This is a genomic window from Pseudomonas sp. 1928-m, assembly GCF_029269135.1.
GTDB lineage: Bacteria > Pseudomonadota > Gammaproteobacteria > Pseudomonadales > Pseudomonadaceae > Aquipseudomonas.
Map to the genome: position 1 here is coordinate 232,950 of NZ_JARIXO010000004.1, position 21,998 is coordinate 254,947.

A 21,998-nucleotide genomic window follows, 5' to 3' on the forward strand; every position below is an offset into this window, starting at 1 on the left:
GTTATTGCTCCACGTCGGTGGTGGGCTGGGCGGCCGCTTCGTCAGCCGCTGCTTCTGGTGATTTGCCGCGGGCCCACCAGGTGTGCAGGCCTATGTCGTATTTCGGGCTGACCTTGGGATGCTCGAAACGGTTCCAGTAGGCCACGCGCCAGGTTTTGATATGCCAGTTGGGCACCACGTAGTGGCCCCACAGCAACACGCGGTCAAGGGCGCGGGTGTGGCTGATCAGGCTCTGGCGCGAGTCGGCATTGATCAGGCCTTCGACCAGACTGTCCACGGCAGGGTCTTTCAGACCGATAAAGTTGCGGCTGCCGGGGTTGTCGGCGCTGCTGGAGTGCCAGTATTCGCGCTGCTCGTTGCCGGGGGAGTTGGACTGGCCAAAGCCGCCGACGATCAGGTCAAAGTCACGCGAACGCAGGCGGTTGATGTATTGGGACACGTCAACGCGGCGGATCACTAGATCGATGCCCAGATCGGCCAGGTTGCGCTTGAACGGCAGCAGGATGCGTTCGAATTCGGTTTGCGCCAGGAGGAATTCGAAGCTCACCGGCTTGCCGGTGCTGTCGAGCATCTTGTCGCCATCCACGCGCCAGCCGGCTTCCTGCAGCAACTGATAAGCGCGGCGCTGCTGCTCACGAATGATGCCGCTGCCATCGGTGAGCGAAGGTTGGTATTCGTCGGTAAATACCTGGGGCGGAATCTGCGCGCGCAAAGGCTCTAGCAGCTTCAACTCATCTGCGGAGGGCAGGCCGACAGAGGCCAGTTCAGAGTTGTCGAAGTAGCTGCGCGTGCGCGTGTAGGCGCCATTGAATAGCTGGCGATTGGCCCATTCGAAATCAAACAGCAGGCCCAGGGCTTCACGCACGCGGCGGTCGTTGAACAGCGGGCGGCGGGTATTGAAGATAAAACCCTGCATGCCGGTGGGGTTGTGGTTGGCAATCTCTTCCTTGATCAGCTGGCCGTTGGCCACGGCGGTGTTGTTGTAGGCGGTGGCCCAGTTCTTTGCGCTGATTTCCAGCCAGTAGTCGAACTGCCCGGCCTTGAGTGCTTCGAGGGCGACAGTGTTGTCGCGGTAGTAGTCGATTTCCAGGGTGTCGAAGTTGTAGAAGCCGCGGTTGACCGGCAGGTCCTTGCCCCACCAGTCCTTGACCCGCTCATAGCGGATCGAACGGCCGGCTTGCACATTCGCCACCTTGTAGGGGCCGCTGCCCAGCGGGACTTCCAGGTTGCCCTTGCTGAAGTCGCGCTCGGCCCACCAGTGTTTTGGCAGTACCGGCAACTGGCCGACAATCAGCGGCAGTTCGCGATTGCCGGCCTGCTTGAAGATAAAGCGCACGCGGTGCGTGCTTTCAACTTCAACCTTGTCGACGTCGGCGTAATAACCGCGGTACATCGGTGCGCCTTTGCTCATCAGCGTATCGAAGGTGAATTTGACATCTTCGGCGGTGACTGGCTGGCCGTCATGAAAGCGCGCTTCGGGGCGCAGGTAGAAGCGTACCCAGGCATTGTCCGGTGCTTTCTCGATTTTCTCGGCAAGCAGGCCGTATTCGGTAAAGGGTTCGTCCAGGCCGTGGCGGGTCAGGGTGTCGTAGATCATGCCGATATCTTCGGCGGCGACACCCTTGTTGATAAAGGGATTGAGGCTGTCGAAGCCGCCAAAGCCGGCCTGGCGCAAGCTGCCGCCTTTGGGTGCATCCGGGTTTACGTAGTCGAAGTGCTTGAAATTGGCCGGGTACTTGGGCGGTTCGTCATACAGGGTTTGCGCGTGCTTGGGGCCGGCCAGGGCCAGGCTGGCAACGCCAAGCAGGGCAATGCTGCTGACGTGGATAAACAGGGCGCGCAATGCATGGGTCATTCAGCGTTCTCCATGGATTTCAGCCACCAGGTACGCAGGCCCAGGGTGTAGGGCGGCGTGGTGACGAAGGCAAATCGGTTGCGGTAAGCCAGGCGGTGGTAATCGATATACCAGTTTGGAATGCTGTAGTGCTGCCACAACAGTACCCGGTCAAGGGCACGGGTGGCGGCGACCTGCTCGTCACGGCTTTGTGCCGACAGCAGTTTTTCGATCATGGCGTCGACGACCGGATGGGTAACGCCGGCGTAATTCCTGCCGCCTTTGATCTTGGCCTGGGATGAATGGAAATACAGCGACTGTTCCAGGCCGGGGCTGAGGGTTTGCGGCAGAGTCAGCAAAATCATGTCGAAGTCGTATTGATCGAGGCGCTGCTTGTACTGCGCGCGGTCGACGGTGCGCAGGTTGGCCTGGATGCCAATGCTGGCGAGGTTCTCGGTAAAGGGCTGGAGAATACGTTCAAGGTTTGGGTTGACCAGCAATATTTCGAAGCGCAGCGGTTGCCCGTCACTGTTGAGCAGGCGTTGGCCGGAGGGCTTCCAGCCGGCTTCGGCCAATAGACCGAGGGCACGACGCAAGGTTTCCCGTGGGATGCCCCGGCCATCGGTCTGCGGCATGCTGAACGGCTCGCTGAACAGGCGCGCCTGCAACTGTTTGCGATAGGGCGAGAGCAACAGCCACTCGGCGCCTTCCGGTTTGCCAGTGGCGGCAAACTCGCTGTTGGGGTAGTAGCTCTGGGCGCGGGTGTAGGAGCTGTTGAACAGCGCACGGTTGGCCCATTCGAAATCAAACATCAGGCCCAGGGCTTCGCGCACCTGGCGGTCGGCAAATACCGCGCGGCGGGTGTTCATAAACAGCGCCTGGGTTTGGGTCGGGATCTGGTGGGGGATCTCGGCGCGGATCACTTCGCCCCGACTCAATGCCGGGAAGCGATAGCCGTTGGCCCAGTTCTTCGCTTGCTGTTCGATATAAACGTCGAATTCGCCGGCCTTGAATGCCTCGAAGGCGACATGGCTGTCGCGGTAGAACTCCACATCGACCCGGTCGAAATTGTATTTGCCGCGATTGACCGGCAGCTTGGCGCCCCACCAGTCCTTGACCCGCTCAAACCTCAGGCTGCGCCCGGGGCTGACCTGGGTAATCCGGTAGGGCCCGCTGCCCAGCGGCGGTTCATAGGTGGTGGCCTTGAAGTCGCGGTCTTTCCAGTAGTGCTGCGGCAGCACCGGCAATTCGCCCAAACGCAGGATCAGCAGGGAATTGCCGGCACGCTTGAGCACAAAGCGGATGCTGTGGCGATTGAGGATGTCGACCCGTTTTACTTCCTGCAGGTTGGTGCGGTATTGCGGGTGACCCTCCTTGAGCAGCAGGCGGTAGGAGAAGGCCACGTCATAGGCGGTAATCGGCTTGCCGTCGTGAAAGCGCGCCTCGGGACGCAGGTTGAACACCACCCAGCTGCGATCATCACTGTACTCAACCGACTCGGCGATCAGGCCGTAGCTGGAGGCCGGCTCGTCACCGGAAGGGTCATAGGCGCCGGTGCCGACCATCAGCGGCGCATTCAGCTCGTTGACCCCGTACTGCAGAAAGTTGGCCGTGCTGATCGGGCTGCTGCCCTTGAGGGTGTAAGGGTTGAGCGTGTCGAATGTGCCGTTGGCCATCATCCGCAGTGTGCCGCCCTTGGGGGCTTCCGGGTTGACCCAGGCAAAATGGGTAAAGCTGGCGGGATACTTCAGCTCGCCAAACTGGGCGTAACCGTGGCTTTTATACAGAGTGGCCCAGGCAGATGAACTGATGGCCATGCAGAGAAGTAACGAGAGGAGGGGACGTATCAAGTGAAATATCCGATCCGTGGCGTCTTGTGGGCTGCTGGTCAGGCACATTAACAGCTTGTATCGGCTGGAAAAAGGGTAGGCTCGCGGCCAAGCAATAGCGGCACTTTGACTACACTCAAGCTATCCACTGCGAGGGCATCATTTTGGTAACAGCCTGCCATGGTTTGCAGTCATGGATCGATCGCTTCAACCAAGCCGAATTACCCGCCCTGGCCGCGGTGGTGCAGGATCTGCATCGTTTGACCCTGGGCGACAAATCCTCTGTGCAGCAACTGGCAGACGTTCTGCTACGCGACGCGGCCTTGACCACCAAGGTGCTGCGTATCGGCAACAGTGTGTACTACAACCCCTCTCAAGAGCCTATCCGCACCATTTCCCGGGCCATCGTGCTGATTGGCTTCGACAACGTACGGCAGATCGGCCTGTCGGTCAGCCTGATCGATGGTCTGCTGGCACGCAGCTCCCGCGATCAGCTTGCCGAACTGTTGGCACGCTCGTTTCATGCCGCCGTGCAGGCGCGCAATATCGCCGGCTACGTGCTGACGAAAAATGATGAGGAAGTGTTTATCGCCGCCTTGTTACATAACGTCGGTGAGCTGGCGTTCTGGGGCTGCGCCGGCGATGCGGCGGATGATCTGGCCAGCGCCCTGGCTCAGTCGGGTGTCGATGAGGATGAGGTGGTCATGCAGCTGCTGGGCACCAGTTTTCGCCAACTGAGTTTGGCGTTGGTGAAAAGCTGGAACCTGGGCGACACCGTCAGCCTGGCGCATCAGTCGACCAGCCAGAATGACCCGGCCGTCAAAGCCGTGACCCTAGGGGCGAAGATCAGTCAGGCCGCGCTGGATGGCTGGGATACCCCGGCCATGGAGGCTCTGGTCGGCCAGCTGGCCAGCTTTATCGGGGTGACTCCGCAGGAGGCCATGCAACAGGTGCTGGCCAGCGCCGAGGAAACCGTGAAGATGGCGGCGACCTTCGGTGCCAGCCAGCTGTGCAAACTGATCCCCAATACCGACCCGGAACAGATCCGCCTGCAGCAGGAGCAGCGCAAGGCGCGCCTGTTACAGCCCAATCTGCTGATATTGCAGCAGGCTTTGCAGGATCTTGGGCTAATGGTCTCGCGCCGTGCCGATCTCGGCCTGGTGCTCGATACGCTGTTCAAGGGCCTGCATCAGGGCGCAGGGCTGGAGCGCATCATGCTGGTGGTGCTGGCGGACGGGCAGAGTTGTTTCCGTGCCAAACGGGTGATTGGTGAAGGCACTGAGGGCTGGAACCATGACTTCGTCTTGCCCGTGGCGCAGCAAGAGCAGCCGCATATCTTCAGTTACGCGCTGCGTAATAAAGAAGCGCTCTGGATGGGCGTGCCCGCCAGTTACAACCTTAATGAGCTGGTCACCCAGCCGATTCGCCAGCGCCTGGGGCAGGGCATGTTCTTTATTGCACCGCTATTGGCGGGCACCCGCGAAATTGGCCTGCTGTATGCCGACAGCCGGGTGTCTGGGCGGGCGTTGAAGCATGAGCAGTTTGTCGCCTTTCAACGCTTTACCCAGTTGACCGGGCGCTGCCTGGAGGCGATGAGCAAGAAGGCCTGATCAGTTGAGGCTGTACAGGGTCAGGGTCTGCCCTGGCTTGAGCGCTTTGCCGGCTTTTGGATTCCAGCTTTGCAGGCTTTTCATTGGCACCTTGAAACGCTTGGCGATCAGGTACAGCGAGTCGCCCTGGCGTACTTTGTAATAAGTCGCACTCTGCCGGGGGGCACCGCCACTGCTACCGCTCGCACCACGGCTGGGTGCACTGGCTTGCAAGGTGAGCACCTGGCCGACCCGCAGGCTGTTGCCAGACAGCTTGTTCCAGCGCTGCACATCCTTGACGGCAACATTGTGGTTCTTGGCGATCAGCCAGAGGTTGTCGCCGTTTTTCACCCGGTAGGTACGGCTTGGCGCGCTGTGTGCGACGCTGCGCTGGAACACGGGCTCGCGCGCCGGCACACCGGGCTGCGCGGGAATACTGAGCATCTGGCCGATGCGCAGGTTGTTGCCGGAGAGCTTGTTGATGTCCTTGAGGGTGTTCACCGTCAGCTGATGGCGGTTGGCGATGCTGTGCAGGCTGTCGCCTGAGCGCACCCGGTACTGCTGCCAGTCGACCCGCTCCTGCGGTTTCATCAGCGACAGGTTGGCGGTCAGCAGTTCGGCCTTGTCGGTTGGCACCAGCAGGTGCTGCGGGCCATCCAGTGTTATGCCTTTCTTGAACGCAGGGTTGAGCAGGTACAGCTCGTCCTCATCCAGGTCGGCCATGGCGGCGACGCGCGAAAGGTCCATGCGCTGGGTGAATGCAACTTTCTCGAAATACGGTTCGTTGGCAATCGGCGCGAGGCTGACGCCATAGGCTTGCGGCGTCATTACCACTTGCGAGAGGGCCAGCAGCTTGGGCACGTAATTCTGGGTTTCCACCGGCAGCGAGAGGTTCCAGTAATCGGTTGGCAGGCCGAGCTTCTGGTTGCGCTCAATCGCCCGGCTGACGCGGCCTTCACCGGCGTTATAGGCCGCCAAGGCCAGCAGCCAGTCGCCGTTGAACATTTCCTTGAGGCGCGTCAGGTAACTGATCGCGGCATCGGTCGAGGCCATCACGTCGCGGCGGCCGTCGTACCAGTTGGTCTGGCGCAGGTTGAAGTTGCGCCCCGTGGACGGGATGAACTGCCACAGCCCGACAGCATGGGCATGGGAGTAGGCCAGCGGGTTGTACGAGCTTTCGATCATCGGCAGCAGCGCCAGCTCCATCGGCATATTGCGCTGTTCCAAGCGCTCAACGATAAAGTGGATATAGGGGCTGCTGCGCTCGCCGGCTTTCTCGATAAACGAAGGGTTACTGACGAACCACAGGCGTTGTTGCTCGATGCGCGGGTTGAGGGTGATGGTGTCTTGCAGCTGGTAGCCGTTGCGCACCCGTTCCCAGATGTCTTTGGGTTCTTCGGGGGTTGGTGCCACGCTGCTGTTCAGCCATTCCGGCTCTTGCTCAAGACCGACCGCGCGGTCGGTGTCGCGGCCGCTGTCAGGGCGGTATTGGTTGCTGGTCTGGCAACCGGCCAGGGTTACGCACATGATCACCACAAGCGTCTGAGCGCTTTGTGCCAATGCCTTTAAATTCAAGGTCTTGCGTGGTGATAGAGGCATTGGCGGCGATGTACTTCCCGGCGAAAAGGTCGGGCGATTCTAGGAACCAGCCTGCCCTTGGTCAAGTTTTAACCAGTCTTTTGTGTGGTTGTCGAGGTTTAGAAATGGTCCTTCCAGGCGCGTAACGCGGCGAACACCTGCGCTGGCGAGCGGCTTGCAGGCCCTTCGCGCTCGCTGATGCGGGCGCCGACCGACGGTTGTGCGCTGCGTAGAAAAGGATTGGTCGCGCGCTCTAAAGCAATCGATGACGGCAGGCTGATTTGTCCGGCTTCGCGCCATTGGCTGACCTGCGCCAAGCGTTGTTGGATTTCCGCGTTATCCGGCTCAACGGCGGCGGCAAAGCGCAGGTTGCTCAGGGTGTATTCATGGGTGCAGAACACCTGAGTCTGTTCGGGGAGGGCGGCCAGGCGGCTGAGCGAGTTGTGCATCTGTTCGGGGCTGCCTTCGAATAGGCGACCACAGCCGCCAGCAAACAGTGTGTCGCCACAGAACAGCCAGTGCTGCTCGGGCTGGATATAGGCGATATGCCCAAGGGTGTGCCCCGGTACTTCATATATGTCGAAACGCTGGCCCAGCACGTCGGCCTGGTCGCCGTCGCGCAGCGCCAGGTCACGGCCAGGGATCTTCTCATTGGCCGGCCCGAGCACTCGTGCACCCGTAGCGGCTTTGAGGCGCTCGATACCGCCGACGTGATCGAAATGATGGTGGGTGATCAGAATGTCACTCAACTGCCAGCCGGGGTTGGCCGCCAGCCAGGCTTCTACCGGGGCGGCGTCGCCCGGGTCGACAACAGCGCAGCGGCGCTGTTCGGCGTCTTGCAGCAGCCATATATAGTTGTCGGAGAATGCAGGCAGGGCGTCGATTTTAATCATCAGTGGGTCGCTAAGCAGGGCACAAAGGTGCATCTTAGGACGCAATGGCGGTGCTGGCTATGCAGCACGATCTGCTGCGCGTCGGCCCTGCTGCGTTAAAAACAGGCTCTAGCTCGCGAGATCGTGAGTAGGTTCTAAGCCCCCGCTCGGTCGTGAATAATACGGGAGTAGCCCCTTATGTCCGATCACCCTTTTGCCCTCGCAGACAGTGAATGGCTCGACCTTATCGCCGCCGCGCGCAGCTGGCTGAGCGGCCCGCTCGGGCAGTTGCTGCTGGAGCAGGAGCGGCAATTGCTGGAGGAAGAGCTGGCGCGTTTCTTTGGCGGCTATTTAGTGCATTACGGTCCAGCCGCCGACACGCCGCCGGATGCTCAGCAAATTCAGCGCAGTGTGCGCCTGGGGGCGCCGTTCAAGGGCGTGGAGATCGTCTGTGAGGAGCAGTCCTGGCCGTTGACCGAACACGCCGCCGATGTGGTGGTGTTGCAGCATGGGCTGGATTTCAGCCTGTCGCCCCATGGTCTGCTACGTGAAGCGGCGCGCAGCGTGCGCCCGGGCGGTCATCTGTTGATCGTCGGGATCAATCCGATGAGTAGTTGGGGCATCCGCCATCTGTTTACCCGCGACGCGCTGCGCCAAGCCCGCTGTATTGCGCCCAGCCGGGTCAGCGACTGGTTGCACCTGCTGGGCTTCGCGCTGGAGAAACGCCGCTTCGGGTGCTATCGTCCGCCGCTTTCTGCGCCGGCCTGGCAGGCGCGGCTGGCTGGACTGGAGCGGTTGGGTGCGGCCTGGCAACCACCCGGTGGCGGTTTTTACGTGCTGGTAGCCCGCAAGCTGGTGGTAGGGCTGCGGCCGTTGCGCCAACCCAGCCGGCAACCGGTAGGCAAGCTGCTGCCGATGCCCGTGGCCAAGGTCAGCCGCCGCGAAACACCTGAGAAGTAGCTGGCGGAAACACAACCGGCCAGATTAATTGAGCGAGAGATTGCAGATACATGAGTGAACAGGTCGAGATCTACACCGACGGCGCCTGCAAGGGTAATCCTGGCGTTGGTGGCTGGGGCGCATTGTTGGTTTGCAAAGGTGTGGAGAAGGAACTGTGGGGCGGTGAGCCCAACACCACCAATAACCGCATGGAGCTGATGGCGGCGATTTGTGCCTTGATTGCGCTGACTCGGCCTTGCTCGGTACGTCTGGTGACCGACTCGCAGTATGTGATGAAAGGCATCCAGGAGTGGATGCCGAACTGGAAGAAGCGTGGCTGGAAGACCGCCGCCAAGGAACCCGTGAAAAACGCCGACCTTTGGCAGGCGCTGGACGAACAGGTCAATCGGCATGACGTTACCTGGCAGTGGGTGCGCGGTCATACCGGCCATCCGGGTAACGAGAAGGCCGATCAACTGGCCAACCGCGGTGTTGATGAAGTGAGGGCAAAGAAGCATGCGTAGCGTCGTACTCGATACCGAGACCACTGGTATGCCGGTGGCCGATGGCCACCGGATCATCGAAATCGGCTGTGTCGAACTGATCGGCAGACGCCTGACCGGGCGGCATTTCCATGTGTACCTGCAGCCTGATCGTGAGATCGACGAAGGCGCCATCGCCGTTCACGGCATCACTAATGACTTTGTTAAAGACAAGCCGCGCTTCAAGGAAGTCGCCGATGAGTTCTTCGAATTCATCAAGGGCGCGCAGCTGATCATCCACAACGCAGCGTTCGACGTTGGCTTTATCAACAACGAATTTGCCCTGATTAAGCAGGACGACCGCGCCGATATCAGCGAGCACTGCTCGATTCTCGACACCCTGATGATGGCCCGCGAGCGTCACCCAGGGCAGCGCAACAACCTCGATGCCCTGTGCAAACGCTATGGCGTCGACAACTCCGGTCGTGACCTGCACGGTGCCTTGCTCGACGCCGAGATTCTTGCCGACGTCTACCTGACCATGACCGGCGGGCAGACCAATCTATCCCTGGCTGGCGATGGTTCGGAAGGCGACAGCAATGGCCGTCAACAGCCCAGTGCGATCCGCCGCTTGCCCGCTGAGCGCGCACGTACTCGGGTGATCCAGGCCAGCGCTGCAGAGCTTGCTGAGCATGCCGCGCGCCTGGCGATCATCGAAAAATCCGCTGGCGCACCGCCGCTCTGGGTGCAGATGGAGCAGCCCAAGGCTGAGGTGTAGGAACGTCGCGAGTTATCCACTCGCGACCTTTTCGTACAGCGTCACGCAGAGGGGGTTCCGCCTGGCGGAGTCAGCCTCTACCCTGAGGCGATAGGCAGGCCAGTACTTGCCACTCTTCAGGGACGCCACAATGTATAAAGACCTTAAGTTCCCCGTCCTGATCGTGCACCGTGACATCAAGGCCGATACCGTGGCCGGTGACCGGGTTCGCGCCATCGCCCAAGAACTGGAGCAGGACGGCTTCAGCATTCTTTCCACCGCCAGCTCCGCCGAGGGGCGCATCGTTGCCTCCACCCACCATGGCCTGGCCTGCATTCTGGTCGCCGCCGAAGGTGCGGGTGAAAACAAGAACCTGCTGCAGGACATGGTCGAGCTGATCCGTATCGCTCGCCGTCGTGCGCCGCAGTTGCCGATTTTCGCCCTCGGTGAACAGGTGACCATCGAGAACGCGCCGGCCGAGGCTATGGTCGACCTCAACCAGTTGCGCGGCATTCTCTATCTGTTCGAAGACACTGTGCCGTTCCTCGCCCGCCAGGTGGCCCGTGCCGCGCGCAATTATCTGGATTGCCTGCTGCCGCCGTTCTTCAAGGCGCTGGTGCAGCACACCGCACAGTCCAACTATTCCTGGCACACACCTGGCCATGGCGGCGGTGTGGCCTATCGCAAAAGCCCGGTGGGGCAGGCGTTTCACCAGTTCTTCGGCGAGAACACTCTGCGTTCTGACCTCTCTGTATCGGTACCGGAGCTGGGTTCGCTGCTCGATCACACCGGCCCACTGGCCGAAGCCGAAGCCCGCGCGGCGCGTAACTTCGGCGCTGATCACACCTATTTCGTGATCAACGGCACCTCGACGGCGAACAAGATCGTCTGGCACAGCATGGTCGGCCGCGATGATCTAGTGCTGGTCGATCGCAACTGCCACAAGTCGATCCTGCATTCGATCATCATGACCGGCGCGATCCCGCTGTACCTGTGCCCGGAGCGCAACGAGCTGGGGATTATCGGGCCGATTCCGCTGAGCGAATTCAGCCGTGAGTCGATCCAGGCCAAGATCGATGCCAGCCCGCTGGCGCGTGGCCGTATGCCGAGCAGTAGCGGGGCGATGGTCAAGCTGGTGGTGGTGACCAATTCGACCTACGACGGTCTTTGCTACAACGCCGAGCTGATCAAGCAGACCCTGGGCAATAGCGTCGAGGTGCTGCATTTCGACGAGGCCTGGTACGCCTATGCGGCGTTTCACGAGTTCTATGCCGGGCGTTACGGCATGGGCACCGCGCGCACCGAGAAGGCGCCGCTGGTGTTCACTACTCACTCCACCCACAAGTTGCTGGCGGCCTTTAGCCAGGCCTCGATGATCCATGTACAGGATGGCGGTGTGCGTCAACTGGATCGGGATCGCTTCAACGAAGCCTTTATGATGCACATCTCCACCTCGCCGCAGTACGGCATTATCGCCTCGCTGGATGTGGCCTCGGCGATGATGGAAGGGCCGGCAGGGCGCTCGCTGATTCAGGAAACCTTCGATGAAGCCCTGAGTTTCCGCCGCGCCCTGGCCAACCTGCGGCAGAACCTCAGCAGCGACGACTGGTGGTTCAGCATCTGGCAGCCAGCCAAGGCCGAAGGCACCGATGATGTGGTGACCCAGGATTGGCTGTTACAGCCGCAAGCCGACTGGCACGGCTTTGGCGATGTTGCCGAAGATTACGTGCTGCTCGACCCGATCAAAGTAACCCTGGTGACGCCGGGGCTGACCGCCGATGGCAAGCTGGACGCGCGCGGCATTCCGGCCGCAGTGGTTAGCAAGTTCCTCTGGGAGCGTGGCCTGGTAGTAGAGAAGACCGGGTTGTATTCCTTCCTGGTGCTGTTCTCCATGGGCATTACCAAGGGCAAGTGGAGCACGCTGTTGACCGAGCTGCTGGAGTTCAAACGCAGCTACGATGCCAACTTGCCGTTAAGCGATGTGTTGCCCTCGATTGCCCAGGCTGGCAAGACCTTCTATCAAGGGATGGGCCTGCGTGACCTGTGCGATGCCTTGCATGCCTGCTACCGCGAGAACGCCACGGCCAAGGCACTCAAACGTATGTACACGGTGCTGCCGGAAGTAGCGATCAAGCCTGCCGATGCCTATAACCAGCTGGTGCGTGGTGAAGTCGAGGCGGTGCCGATTGAGCAACTGGAAGGCCGCATTGCTGCGGTGATGCTGGTGCCATATCCGCCAGGTATTCCGCTGATCATGCCGGGCGAGCGCTTTACTGCGCAGACCCGCTCGATCATCGATTATCTGGACTTTGCCCGCACCTTTGACCGCAGCTTCCCCGGTTTCGATGCCGATGTGCATGGCCTGCAGCGTGAGGACGGTGTCTACACCGTGGACTGCATCAAGGCCTGACCCTGCTCTGGCTTGCAGCTTTGCTAGGCGGCACCGGTGTTATTCATCGGTTGCCGCCAGTCTTTCTCAGTAGATCAAGCGCTTATCGCCGATAAGTAAAAATTGAGCTTAACTTTGATGACGTGGTCTGCGTCACAGTGGCCAGCATCGACATTTGTCGGTTGGTTGTTATAGTTGCTCGATTTTTAGCATAAGAAGATTTTCATTGTGCGCTTGCGCCCCAGCTGAGGATGACTGCCGTGTCCGACTACAAAGCCTTTAATGTCGTGTTGGCAGATAAGGTCGCCCATGTGGTGATCAATCGCCCGGAAAAAGTCAACGCGATGAACGCGGACTTCTGGAGCGAGATCATCGAGATTTTCCGCTGGATCGACGCCACCGATGAAGTGCGCGCAGTGGTGATCTCCGGTGCGGGCAAGCATTTCTCTTCTGGCATCGACCTGATGATGCTGGCCTCCGTCGGCAGCCAGCTGGGCCCGGATGTTGGCCGTAATGCCGAAAAACTGCGGCGCAAGATTCTCGAACTGCAAGCCTCGTTCAATGCCGTGGACAATTGCCGCAAGCCGGTGCTTGCAGCCATTCAAGGCTATTGCCTGGGTGGCGCGATTGATCTGATCTCGGCCTGTGATATGCGTTACTCGACCGTTGACGCGCAGTTCTCGATCAAGGAAATCGACATCGGCATGGCCGCCGACGTTGGCACCCTGCAGCGTCTGCCGCGCATTATCGGTGACGGCATGATGCGCGAACTGGCCTTTACCGGCCGCACCATTGATGGTGAAGAAGCGCGCAGCATTGGCCTGGTCAACCGCACTTACGCCGATGCCGATGCACTGCTTGATGGCGTGATGGGCATTGCCCGCGAGATTGCCAGCAAGTCGCCTGTCGCCATCCGTGGCACCAAGGAAATGATTCGCTACATGCGTGATCACCGGGTCGATGACGGCCTGGAATATATCGCCACCTGGAACGCCGCCATGCTGCAATCGGCGGATCTGCGAGTGGCCATGACGGCTCATATGAGCAAGCAGAAACCGGAGTTCGCTGACTGATGCTGTCCTTCCACCTGTTTTTATCACCGACGCGGGAGGCGCAATAGCTCATGGTTTCTGGAGCCACGTCGCTTAATCTGGTGCGCGATGAACTGTTCACCACCATGGAAGAGGCAGAATCGAGCCTCGAACACTTTATCGCCGACCGCCACAACGGCAGTCTGCTGCAACAGGCCGTGGAAAACCTGCATCAGGTACGCGGCACGCTGAACCTGATCGAACTGGCCGGTGCCGAGCTGCTGGCCCAGGAAGTGCTGGACCAGGCCACCGACATTCCCGCCGGTGCCGGCGAAGAGCGTGATGTACAGCTTTCCGCCCTGAGCAACGCGCTGCACGTACTGCGCCGCTATCTGGAAAACGTTGAGGCGCATCGCCAGGAAATGCCGGAACTGCTGCTACCGGCGATCAACGATCTACGTCTGGCCGGCGGTCAGCCCGCCTTGCCGGAAAGCTTCTTTTTCAGCGTGCGCCTCGATCACGCTCGTCCGCGTACCTCGCCGCCATCGGTCGATGGTGCGGCGCGTGAAAGWGAAGGGCGCCGTCTGCGCCACATGTATCAAGTGGGTTTGCTGGGCTTTATCCGTGAGCAAAACCCGCAGGCCAGCCTCAAGCTGATGGGCCGCGCGCTGACGCGGCTCGATAACCTGTTTGCCAACGAGCCGCGCGGTCGCCTGTGCTGGGTCGGTGCGGCGGCCGTTGAGGCGCAGGTTGAGGGGCAGTTGCTGGCGCGCAAATCGCGTAAACAGCTGTTTTCGCGGATTGATCGCGAACTCAAGCAGATGCTGGTCAATGGGCAGTACGAAGCGCCTCGTGGCCTGCTCAAGGAATTGCTCTACCTGGTGGCCTTGGCGGACAGCCGTGGGCCGCTGGCAACAGCCCTCAGTGAAGTATTCGGCCTGACGCCGCTGCCCTTTACCGATCACCTGCTGGAAGAGGAATACCAGCGTCTGGCAGGGCCTGGGCAGGCGGTCATGCGTTCGCTGAGTTCGGCGATCCGTGAAGAGCTCAACAGCGTCAAGGACATGCTCGACTTGATCGAGCGTGGCACTCTGCAAAGCGACAGCCTCAATAGCCTGCACGCCCTGCTCGGCAAGCTGAGCAAGACCCTCGGCATGGTCGGCCTGAGTTCGGCTGGCAACTCCCTCAACGCTCAGCTGCAAATCGTTGCCAGCTGGAGTGAGGAGAGTGCACCAGCGCCTCAGGAGCTGCACAAACTGGCCGATGCCGTGCTGTACGTTGAAGGCATGGTTGCCAGCCTGGAGCGCGGCGAGCGCCGTGAAACGCGTCCTGCCCAGGCGCAGCCAGGCGAAGAGGCTGACTCCTTCGCCCTGCATCAGCTTAATGAAGCACGCATCGTCGTCGTTGATGAGGCCCAGGCTGGCCTGGCCCTGGCCAAGCGAGCGATTACCGCGTACCTGGAGTCGGGTGGCGAGCGCATGCAGCTGTCCAATGTACCGTTCAGCCTGCAAGCCGTGCGCGGCGGGTTGTGGTTCCTCGGTCAGGAGCGCGCTGCGTTGTTGGTCGGTGCCTGCGCCGATTACATCCAGCAGCATATGTTCGATGCGCCGCAGATGCCGTCCGAGCAGATGCTGGAAACCCTCGCCGATGCCTTGAGCAGTCTTGAGTACTACCTCGAAGCAGGTGCGGTGATGCGTCCGGAAACCCAGCCAAGTGTGCTTGATCTCGCCGCAGAAAGCGTGCGGGCCCTGGGCATGCCGCTGGGGGCTTGAGCATGCAACGCTGGCAGCCCACTCTGCTTGATAGTCAGCAACCTGGTGGTTGGGTGGTCGCGCACTGCAAGCAGCACTTTCTCGCGGACAGCAACGGTGTGCTGTTTCCCCGTGAATGGCTGAAAAAGCAGGATTTGCCGATTATCGCCGAGCATGGTCTCGGCCATTTTGATGGTGATGCGGTCTACCTGCTGGAGCTGAGCCAGCCTTTCGATATGCCGGGCTGTGCCTGGCAGAGCCTGCGCCAATTTATGCTGCAGGGCGATGCAGATACCTTCAAGTTACTCAGCTACGCCACGCAGATTGGCACCTGGGCCAGCCAGCACCGTTTCTGTGGTAGCTGCGGGGGAGCGATGCAGCATGTGCCGGGTGAACGCGCGATGCACTGCGTGCGCTGCGAGCTACAGCATTACCCGCGGCTTTCACCGAGCATGATTGTGCTGGTGACCCGCGGCGATGAGATTCTGCTGGCGCGCTCGCCGCGCTTTGTTGCTGGGGTCTACAGCACCTTGGCCGGCTTCGTTGAAGCGGGTGAATCAGTCGAGCACTGTGTAGCCCGTGAAGTGCGCGAAGAGGTCGGGGTCGAGATCAGCAACCTGCAGTACCTCGGCAGCCAGGGCTGGCCGTTCCCACATTCACTGATGCTAGGTTTTCATGCCGAATACGCCGGTGGCGATATCGTTATGCAGGTCGATGAAATTGAGGATGCGCAGTGGTTCAGCGTACATGACCTGCCGCCATTGCCGGCTTCGCGTTCGATTGCCCGCTATCTGATCGACGTTTATGTGGCGCGCCGCCTAGGCCTGCCCGAACCAGTGCTGCCAGGCTAGGCGCACGGTCAACGCCAAAACCACCAGAATGAACACCGGGCGGATAAATTTCGAGCCGCCCTTGATCGCCGTGCGCGCGCCGAGAAACGCGCCGATCATCAACGCCAAGCCCATGCAGATGCCCAGCAGCCAGGCCACTTGCCCGCTGATGATAAACACCGTCAGCGCGCAGATATTGCTGACGAAGTTCATGCTGCGCGCCACGCCGCTGGCCTTGACCAGATCGAGCGGGTAGAGCAGCAGGCTGCTGACCGTCCAGAAGGCGCCAGTACCCGGCCCTGCAACCCCATCATAGAAACCCAGGCTGAGGCTTTGTGGCCACTGCCGGCCTTTGGCAATCGGCGCCTCGGCGAGCAGCGGCGCATCCGGGGTTTTGCCGAATAGCAGGTACAGACCGCAGCCAAATACCACGGCTGGTAACAACTGGTTCAACCACTCCGACGGCAGCCATTGCGCCATCGCGGCGCCCAGCAGGGCGCCGACCGCCGTACCGATCAATGCATTGCGCCATTGGCTGGGGTCAAACAGTTTGCGCCGGTAAAAGGTGTAGCTGGCGGCGGCCGAGCCAAAGGTCGAGCTGAGTTTATTGGTGCCCAGGGCCAGGTGCGGCGGCAGGCCGGCAGTCAGCAACGCGGGAATGGTCAGCAAGCCGCCACCGCCGGCAATTGCATCGATAAAGCCGGCAATAAACGCGACCAGGGCGAGAATCGCCAGGGTGGTCAGGTCAACACTGAGTTCAAACGGGAAAGCCATTTAAAAACACGTCCTGTGTCTAATTGTGGTGTTCTCTTGCTGTTCTACAGCCAGGTAGCTGCGCATAATGCCGGCAATTTCAAGCATAAGGAATGCACGGCGATGCAATACGGCGGACTGGCATGGGCAACGGCATTGCTGGGGTTACTGGCGGCGTTTATTGCGGCGCGCATTCTGTTCAATCGGCAGTGGTTTCTCGGCTGGTTGCGTGGCACCTGCGGCCTGGCATTTCTCGCCCTGGCGGCGCTGATTGGCTTGCTGGCCAACGATTTGCGCAGCTATGCAGCCATTCCTGAAGGAAAGCCGTTGGCCACGCTGAGCTTCAAGGCGGACGGCCCGCTGTATCGCGTCAGTGTGCTGGAGGGCGGCCGTGAGCGCACGCTGACCATGGAAGGCGATCTTTGGCAGCTGGATGCGCGCTTTCTGCAATGGAAGGGCCTGGCTGCGTTGATCGGTCTACAACCGGGTTATCGCCTGGAAAAGCTCTCGGGGCGTTTTCTCTCCATCGAGCAGCAAAGCCTAGCGCAGCACACCCGCGTCGAACTGGCGCGCAGCCCTTACGGCATCGATCTGTGGCGCTGGCTGCGACTGGGCCAGCATGACCTGTTTATCTTCGATCCGCAGGCGCGCCGGGTGACTTACCTGCCGCTGGCCGATGAGGCGGTGTACAGCATCAACTTGACGCCCGCCGGTTTGCTTGCTGAACCGATGAACCCGGCAGCCAAGCAGGCGCTGAAAGACTGGCAATAACTGCCAGTGGATGTAAAAAAGGCGACCCTTGGGTCGCCTTTTTTAGTGGACAGTTTTTCTCAGGAGAGAAAGCCACCGTCCACATTCAGCGCCACACCGGTGGTGTAGCTGGAGGCATCGCTGGCCAGGTACAGAACGGTGCCAGCCATTTCACTCGGGTCAGCCACGCGCTTGAGCGGGATGCGCTGCAACGCGATTTTGAGGATGGCGTCGTTCTTGGTCAGCGCCGAGGCGAACTTGGTGTCGGTCAGACCTGGCAGCAGGGCGTTACAACGGATGCCGAACTGTGCGCATTCCTTGGCGAAGACCTTGGTCATGCTGATCACGGCCGCTTTGGTGACCGAGTAGATACCCTGGAACTCGCCTGGCGAAACGCCATTGATCGAGGCCACGTTGATGATGCTGCCACCGCCATTGGCCTTCATCAGCTTGCCGCCTTCGATGGACATAAAGTAGTAGCCGCGAATGTTCACATCGACAGTTTTCTGGAACGCGCCCAGGTCGGTGTCGAGCACGTTGCAGAACTGCGGGTTGGTGGCGGCGTTGTTGACCAGGATGTCGAGGCGGCCGAATTGTTCCTTGATCTGCGCGAAGACGTTGCTGATCTGCTCCATCTCGCCGATATGGCAAGCCACTGCGGTGGCTTTGCCGCCGTCGGCGATGATCGCGTCGGCAACTTTCTGGCAATCATCGATCTTGCGGCTCGAGACGATGACATGTGCGCCTTGCTGGGCCAGCAGTTTGGCAATGGCCTCGCCGATGCCACGGCTGGCGCCGGAAACGAAAGCGATCTTGCCGTCGAGGTCGAACAGTTGGGTCTTGGACATGGGATTTCCTTTTAAGGTAGGGCCTGTTCGGCCGTTTACAGCTGCGATTTATTGATGACCTGCAGGCTCATCTGCTCCAGCAGCTTGTTCATGTGAATGAACTGCGCGAAGCGTTTGTCCTGGGTCTGGCCATGGAAATAGCGGTAGTAGATCTGCTGCACGATGCCGGCCAGGCGGAACAGGCCGTAGGTGTAGTAGAAATCGATGCTCTTGATTTCGATGCCCGAGCGCTCGGCGTAGTAATCGGCGAACTGCTGGCGAGTCAGCATGCCCGGCGCATTGCTTGGCTGGCGGCGCATCAGCTGGATCGGTGCCGAGTCGCCAGCTTCGATCCAGTAGGCGAGGGTGTTGCCCAGGTCCATCAGCGGATCGCCGATGGTGGTCAGCTCCCAGTCCAGTACGCCGATGATCTGGCTTGGATTCTGCGGGTTGAGAATCACGTTATCGAAGCGGTAGTCGTTATGCACGATCCCAGGCTTGTGGTGATCGGCCGGCATCTTGTCCTTGAGCCAGGCTTTGACCGGCTCCCACAGCGGCGCGTCGGGGGTCAGGGCTTTGTCGTAGCGATCACTCCAGCCGCCGATCTGCCGCTGTACATAACCTTCGGGCTTGCCCAGGTCGCCCAGGCCGCAGGCTTGATAGTCGACGTTGTGCAGTTCGACCATCTTGTCGATAAAGCTCTTGCACAGCTCGCGGGTCTGTTCGGCGCTGAAGTTCAGCTCGGCTGGCATGTCTGAGCGCAGGATGATGCCGTTGACCCGCTCCATCACATAGAACTCGGCACCGATCACCGACTCGTCGGTGCAGTGCACGTAGGCTTTCGGGCAGTAGGGAAAGCCGGCGTTGAGCTGATTGAGGATGCGGTACTCGCGGCCCATGTCGTGGGCGGATTTGGCCTTATGGCCAAAGGGCGGGCGGCGCAGGACGAATTCTTTGTCTGGGTATTCCAGCAGGTAGGTCAGGTTCGAGGCGCCGCCAGGGAACTGGCTGATGCGTGGCTCGCTCGTCAAACCGGGGATATGCGCCTTGAGGTACTGGTCGATGACCGCGGCGTCGAGCTCTTCGCCTTCGCGGATTCGGGTGGACTGGTCAGTAAGCGCCATGTTTATCCCTTCTGCTTATGATGGGTGCCTAAGATAATTAGCTAATCTAATGCTGCAACCTGCGGCTCACAAGGATTACCCGCCGTTATAGGCGCGCGTGTTGCTACCCAATCAAGCTGCCTGATTGGTCATTCTGGTGTGCGCTGCAAGACATAAAACAATGGCCGGGAGCCAGTGTTAACGTCGCGTAGCGACGGCCCGTAGGGTGGCCGCCATGGATGGCAGGCCACAAAAACGCCAGGAGCATTTTTGCGCGTAAGCCCCAAGGGGGAGAAGCACATGGATGTGCTGAACATAAAAAAACCGGAGTCGAGGACTCCGGTTTGTTTTGTATCTTCGTTGCCTTGCCGCTTAAACCGGGAACAGCTCGCCCAGTTTCATGGCCAGCATCATGTCGCCTTCGGCGCGCAGTTTGCCGGACATGAACGCTTGCATACCGTCGGTTTCGCCGCTGGTGATGCCTTTCAGGGTTTCGGTGTCCATGATCAGGGTCACGTTGGCGTTGGCGTTGTCGCCTTTCTCAACGGCGCAGGTGCCGTCCTTGACGATCAGCGCGTAGTTCTCGCCGTCTTCGATGTTGAATTGGAACACCAGGTCCAGGCCTGCAGCGGCACCGGCGTTGAATTTGGACTGCATGGTATTGACGATGTCTGCAACGCTCATGGTTTCTTCCTTTTTCTCAGGTTTTTCTAGCGCCCGTGATGGGTGCAGTGGGCCGCAGCTCAGCGATAAGTGATGAGCTCCGGCGCCTTCAACAGCTGCAAATGCACATGGCTGTTGAAGGAAGCCAGGCTCACTTGGCTGCCGCGAAACTTCAGGCAGCTTAGTGAGGTGTTAACAATTTGCCAGTTCAGCTCGAACGCCTGCGCAGGCGCGATACCGGTAATCAGGTGCAGCAGAGCGGTAATAGTGCCGCCCGAGGTGAAGACGGCAATGTTCTGTTTGCTGTCGGCCTGTTCCAGAAGACGGCTGAGGCCGCCCTGAACCTGTTTGACGAAGCCTTGCCAGCTTTGCAGGTCCGGCGTGTCGTGCTCGCCGGAAATCCAGCGGCCAATCAGTTTGGCAAACAGACGTTGAAACTCAGCGCGGTTCTGCGCGCCATTGCGCAGGATGTGCAGGGCTTCAGGTTCTTCGCCAAGCATGCCCGGCAGCAGGCTGCGGATCACCGCGTCGGCATCGAACTCATTAAAGGCCGAGTCAATCTCCAATTGTGGTATGCCAATGCCGGCCTCGTGCAGCTGCTGCAAGGTGCTGTTGGCCGTGTGCTGCTGGCGGCGCAGATCACCGCTGACGCTGCGATCAATACGCGTGCCGAGTTGCGTGAGGTGCGCGCCCAGCACTTCGGCCTGGCGAATTCCAATGGGCGATAGCACATCGTAATCGTCTGCACCGAAGGAGGCTTGGCCATGTCGAATCAGGTAGATGCTGCCCACGTCCGCTCGATTCCGGTACGTTGAAAGTTTCGCGAGGGTATGAGGAAGCTCAGGAGCTGTCAACGTAAAAACATACGCTTGTTTGAATTGCATGGATGCGCTGAATGTCTAGACCTTGCTTGCTGGCCGCCAACCCATGGCCTCGGTATGCTTGGGCACTATTACGCGCGGTCGATGAGCGCGCGCTGCCATTGGGACAAGGGGGAATACGTGGAGTTTTTTGCAGAGTACATCGGCTTTCTGGCCAAGACAGTGACCCTGGTTGTGGCCATTCTGGTGGTGCTGGTGACGATTGCCGCACTGCGCAGCAAAGGCCGGCAGAGCACGGGCCAGCTGCAGGTGAACAAACTCAATGACTTCTTCAAGCAGCTGCATCAGCGCATGGAGCACGCGGTGCTCGACAAGGAGCAGCTGAAAGCCGCGAACAAAGCCGAAGCCAAGGCCGCCAAGCAGGAGAAAAAGGCCGGTATCCACAAACCGCGCGTCTACGTGCTGGATTTCGATGGCGATATCAAAGCCTCAGCCACCGACAGCCTGCGCCACGAAATCACTGCTTTACTGACTATGGCAACGCCGCAGGATGAAGTGGTGCTGCGCTTGGAAAGCGGCGGCGGCATGGTGCACAGCTATGGTTTGGCCTCATCACAACTGGCGCGCATTCGTCAGGCGGGCGTGCCGCTGACCATCTGCATCGACAAGGTCGCGGCCAGCGGTGGTTACATGATGGCCTGCATTGGCGAGAAGATAATCTCCGCACCGTTCGCCATCCTCGGCTCGATTGGCGTGGTGGCGCAGCTGCCCAACGTGCACCGTTTGCTGAAAAAGCATGACATCGATTTCGAGGTGCTTACCGCCGGTGAGTACAAGCGCACCCTGACCGTATTTGGTGAGAACACCGAGAAGGGCCGGGAGAAGTTCCAGGAAGACCTGGAAACCACCCATGAGTTGTTCAAAGGTTTTGTTGCCCGCTACCGCCCGCAGCTGGACATTGACCAGATTGCTACCGGCGAAGTCTGGCTGGGTCTGGCGGCGCTGGAGAAGCAACTGGTCGATGAACTCAAGACCAGTGACGAATACCTGGCAGAACGCGCCAAGAGCGCCGAGCTGTTTCATTTGCACTATGCCGAGAAGAAAACCCTGCAGGAGCGCGTTGGGCTGGCGGGTAGCGTGGCGTTGGATCGCTTCGTTCTGAGCTGGTTGAGTCGTTTGAATCAGCAGCGCTTCTGGTAA

At 60.1% G+C, this 21,998-nt stretch carries 19 protein-coding genes; 10 read left to right on the top strand and 9 right to left on the bottom strand.

The window, feature by feature from the left end; translation table 11 throughout:
- Position 1 precedes the first annotated feature (1 nt).
- Together P3C18_RS14880 and P3C18_RS14885 are read right to left on the bottom strand one after the other, a co-directional pair.
- Positions 2-1,855 carry an extracellular solute-binding protein gene (locus tag P3C18_RS14880; protein ID WP_275962624.1) on the bottom strand — a complete coding sequence of 618 codons (1,854 nt, stop codon included), beginning with the start codon at positions 1,853-1,855 and terminating at the stop codon, positions 2-4.
- Positions 1,852-3,681: an extracellular solute-binding protein gene (locus P3C18_RS14885; protein WP_275962723.1), complete on the bottom strand. Its 1,830-nt coding sequence runs from the start codon at positions 3,679-3,681 to the stop codon at positions 1,852-1,854. Before P3C18_RS14885 ends, P3C18_RS14880 begins: the two co-directional genes overlap by 4 nt.
- Before the next feature lie 167 nt (positions 3,682-3,848).
- On the opposite strand from P3C18_RS14885, the gene P3C18_RS14890 reads away from it, so the two are divergent.
- Positions 3,849-5,273: an HDOD domain-containing protein gene (locus P3C18_RS14890; RefSeq protein ID WP_275962625.1), complete on the top strand. Its 1,425-nt coding sequence runs from the start codon at positions 3,849-3,851 to the stop codon at positions 5,271-5,273.
- Here P3C18_RS14890 and P3C18_RS14895 read toward each other — a convergent pair whose 3' ends face one another.
- Both P3C18_RS14895 and gloB read right to left on the bottom strand, forming a co-directional pair.
- Positions 5,274-6,851, bottom strand: a complete 1,578-nt coding sequence (locus P3C18_RS14895; RefSeq protein WP_275962626.1) for a LysM peptidoglycan-binding domain-containing protein — start codon at positions 6,849-6,851, stop codon at positions 5,274-5,276.
- Between the two features lie 98 nt (positions 6,852-6,949).
- Positions 6,950-7,723: a hydroxyacylglutathione hydrolase gene (gene gloB / locus P3C18_RS14900; protein WP_275962627.1), complete on the bottom strand. Its 774-nt coding sequence runs from the start codon at positions 7,721-7,723 to the stop codon at positions 6,950-6,952.
- Between the two features lie 177 nt (positions 7,724-7,900).
- Between gloB and P3C18_RS14905 the strand changes: the two genes are divergently transcribed.
- The 7 genes from P3C18_RS14905 to nudC all read left to right on the top strand — a co-directional run bounded on the left by P3C18_RS14905 (position 7,901) and on the right by nudC (position 15,902).
- Positions 7,901-8,662: a methyltransferase domain-containing protein gene (locus P3C18_RS14905; protein ID WP_275962628.1), complete on the top strand. Its 762-nt coding sequence runs from the start codon at positions 7,901-7,903 to the stop codon at positions 8,660-8,662.
- Positions 8,663-8,712: 50 nt separating this feature from the next.
- Entirely contained in the window at positions 8,713-9,165 is a 453-nt protein-coding gene (rnhA, locus tag P3C18_RS14910; RefSeq protein ID WP_275962629.1) for a ribonuclease HI, read from the top strand.
- Positions 9,158-9,901: a DNA polymerase III subunit epsilon gene (gene dnaQ, locus P3C18_RS14915; protein WP_167144553.1), complete on the top strand. Its 744-nt coding sequence runs from the start codon at positions 9,158-9,160 to the stop codon at positions 9,899-9,901. The genes rnhA and dnaQ overlap by 8 nt, the downstream gene beginning before the upstream one ends.
- A gap of 130 nt (positions 9,902-10,031) precedes the next feature.
- The gene (locus P3C18_RS14920; RefSeq protein WP_275962630.1) at positions 10,032-12,290 is read left to right on the top strand and encodes an Orn/Lys/Arg decarboxylase N-terminal domain-containing protein; all 2,259 of its coding nucleotides are present in this window, start codon (positions 10,032-10,034) and stop codon (positions 12,288-12,290) included.
- A 239-nt stretch (positions 12,291-12,529) separates the two neighbouring features.
- Positions 12,530-13,342, top strand: coding sequence for a crotonase/enoyl-CoA hydratase family protein (locus P3C18_RS14925; RefSeq protein WP_275962631.1), 813 nt, complete (start codon positions 12,530-12,532; stop codon positions 13,340-13,342).
- 50 nt (positions 13,343-13,392) lie between these two features.
- Positions 13,393-15,072: a ferrous iron transporter B gene (locus tag P3C18_RS14930; RefSeq protein ID WP_275962632.1), complete on the top strand. Its 1,680-nt coding sequence runs from the start codon at positions 13,393-13,395 to the stop codon at positions 15,070-15,072.
- 2 nt (positions 15,073-15,074) lie between these two features.
- On the top strand, positions 15,075-15,902 hold the full coding sequence (nudC, locus tag P3C18_RS14935) for an NAD(+) diphosphatase (RefSeq protein ID WP_275962633.1): 828 nt from the start codon (positions 15,075-15,077) through the stop codon (positions 15,900-15,902).
- On the opposite strand, the gene P3C18_RS14940 is transcribed toward nudC, so the two are convergent.
- Positions 15,870-16,655: a TSUP family transporter gene (locus P3C18_RS14940; protein WP_275962634.1), complete on the bottom strand. Its 786-nt coding sequence runs from the start codon at positions 16,653-16,655 to the stop codon at positions 15,870-15,872. The genes nudC and P3C18_RS14940 overlap by 33 nt on opposite strands.
- Before the next feature lie 102 nt (positions 16,656-16,757).
- On the opposite strand from P3C18_RS14940, the gene P3C18_RS14945 reads away from it, so the two are divergent.
- Positions 16,758-17,405, top strand: coding sequence for a hypothetical protein (locus tag P3C18_RS14945; protein ID WP_275962635.1), 648 nt, complete (start codon positions 16,758-16,760; stop codon positions 17,403-17,405).
- Between the two features lie 59 nt (positions 17,406-17,464).
- Here P3C18_RS14945 and P3C18_RS14950 read toward each other — a convergent pair whose 3' ends face one another.
- From P3C18_RS14950 to P3C18_RS14965, 4 genes are all read right to left on the bottom strand, one after another.
- Complete coding sequence (locus P3C18_RS14950; RefSeq protein ID WP_275962636.1) at positions 17,465-18,232, bottom strand: SDR family oxidoreductase; 768 nt, start codon at positions 18,230-18,232, stop codon at positions 17,465-17,467.
- Between the two features lie 35 nt (positions 18,233-18,267).
- On the bottom strand, positions 18,268-19,335 hold the full coding sequence (locus P3C18_RS14955) for a phosphotransferase family protein (RefSeq protein WP_275962637.1): 1,068 nt from the start codon (positions 19,333-19,335) through the stop codon (positions 18,268-18,270).
- A gap of 351 nt (positions 19,336-19,686) precedes the next feature.
- Positions 19,687-19,998: an SCP2 sterol-binding domain-containing protein gene (locus P3C18_RS14960; RefSeq protein WP_090255840.1), complete on the bottom strand. Its 312-nt coding sequence runs from the start codon at positions 19,996-19,998 to the stop codon at positions 19,687-19,689.
- Positions 19,999-20,057: 59 nt separating this feature from the next.
- A complete protein-coding gene (locus tag P3C18_RS14965) occupies positions 20,058-20,768 on the bottom strand; it encodes a histidine phosphatase family protein (protein ID WP_275962724.1) in 711 nt (236 codons plus the stop codon).
- 210 nt (positions 20,769-20,978) lie between these two features.
- Between P3C18_RS14965 and sohB the strand changes: the two genes are divergently transcribed.
- A complete protein-coding gene (gene sohB / locus P3C18_RS14970; protein ID WP_275962638.1) occupies positions 20,979-21,998 on the top strand; it encodes a protease SohB in 1,020 nt (339 codons plus the stop codon).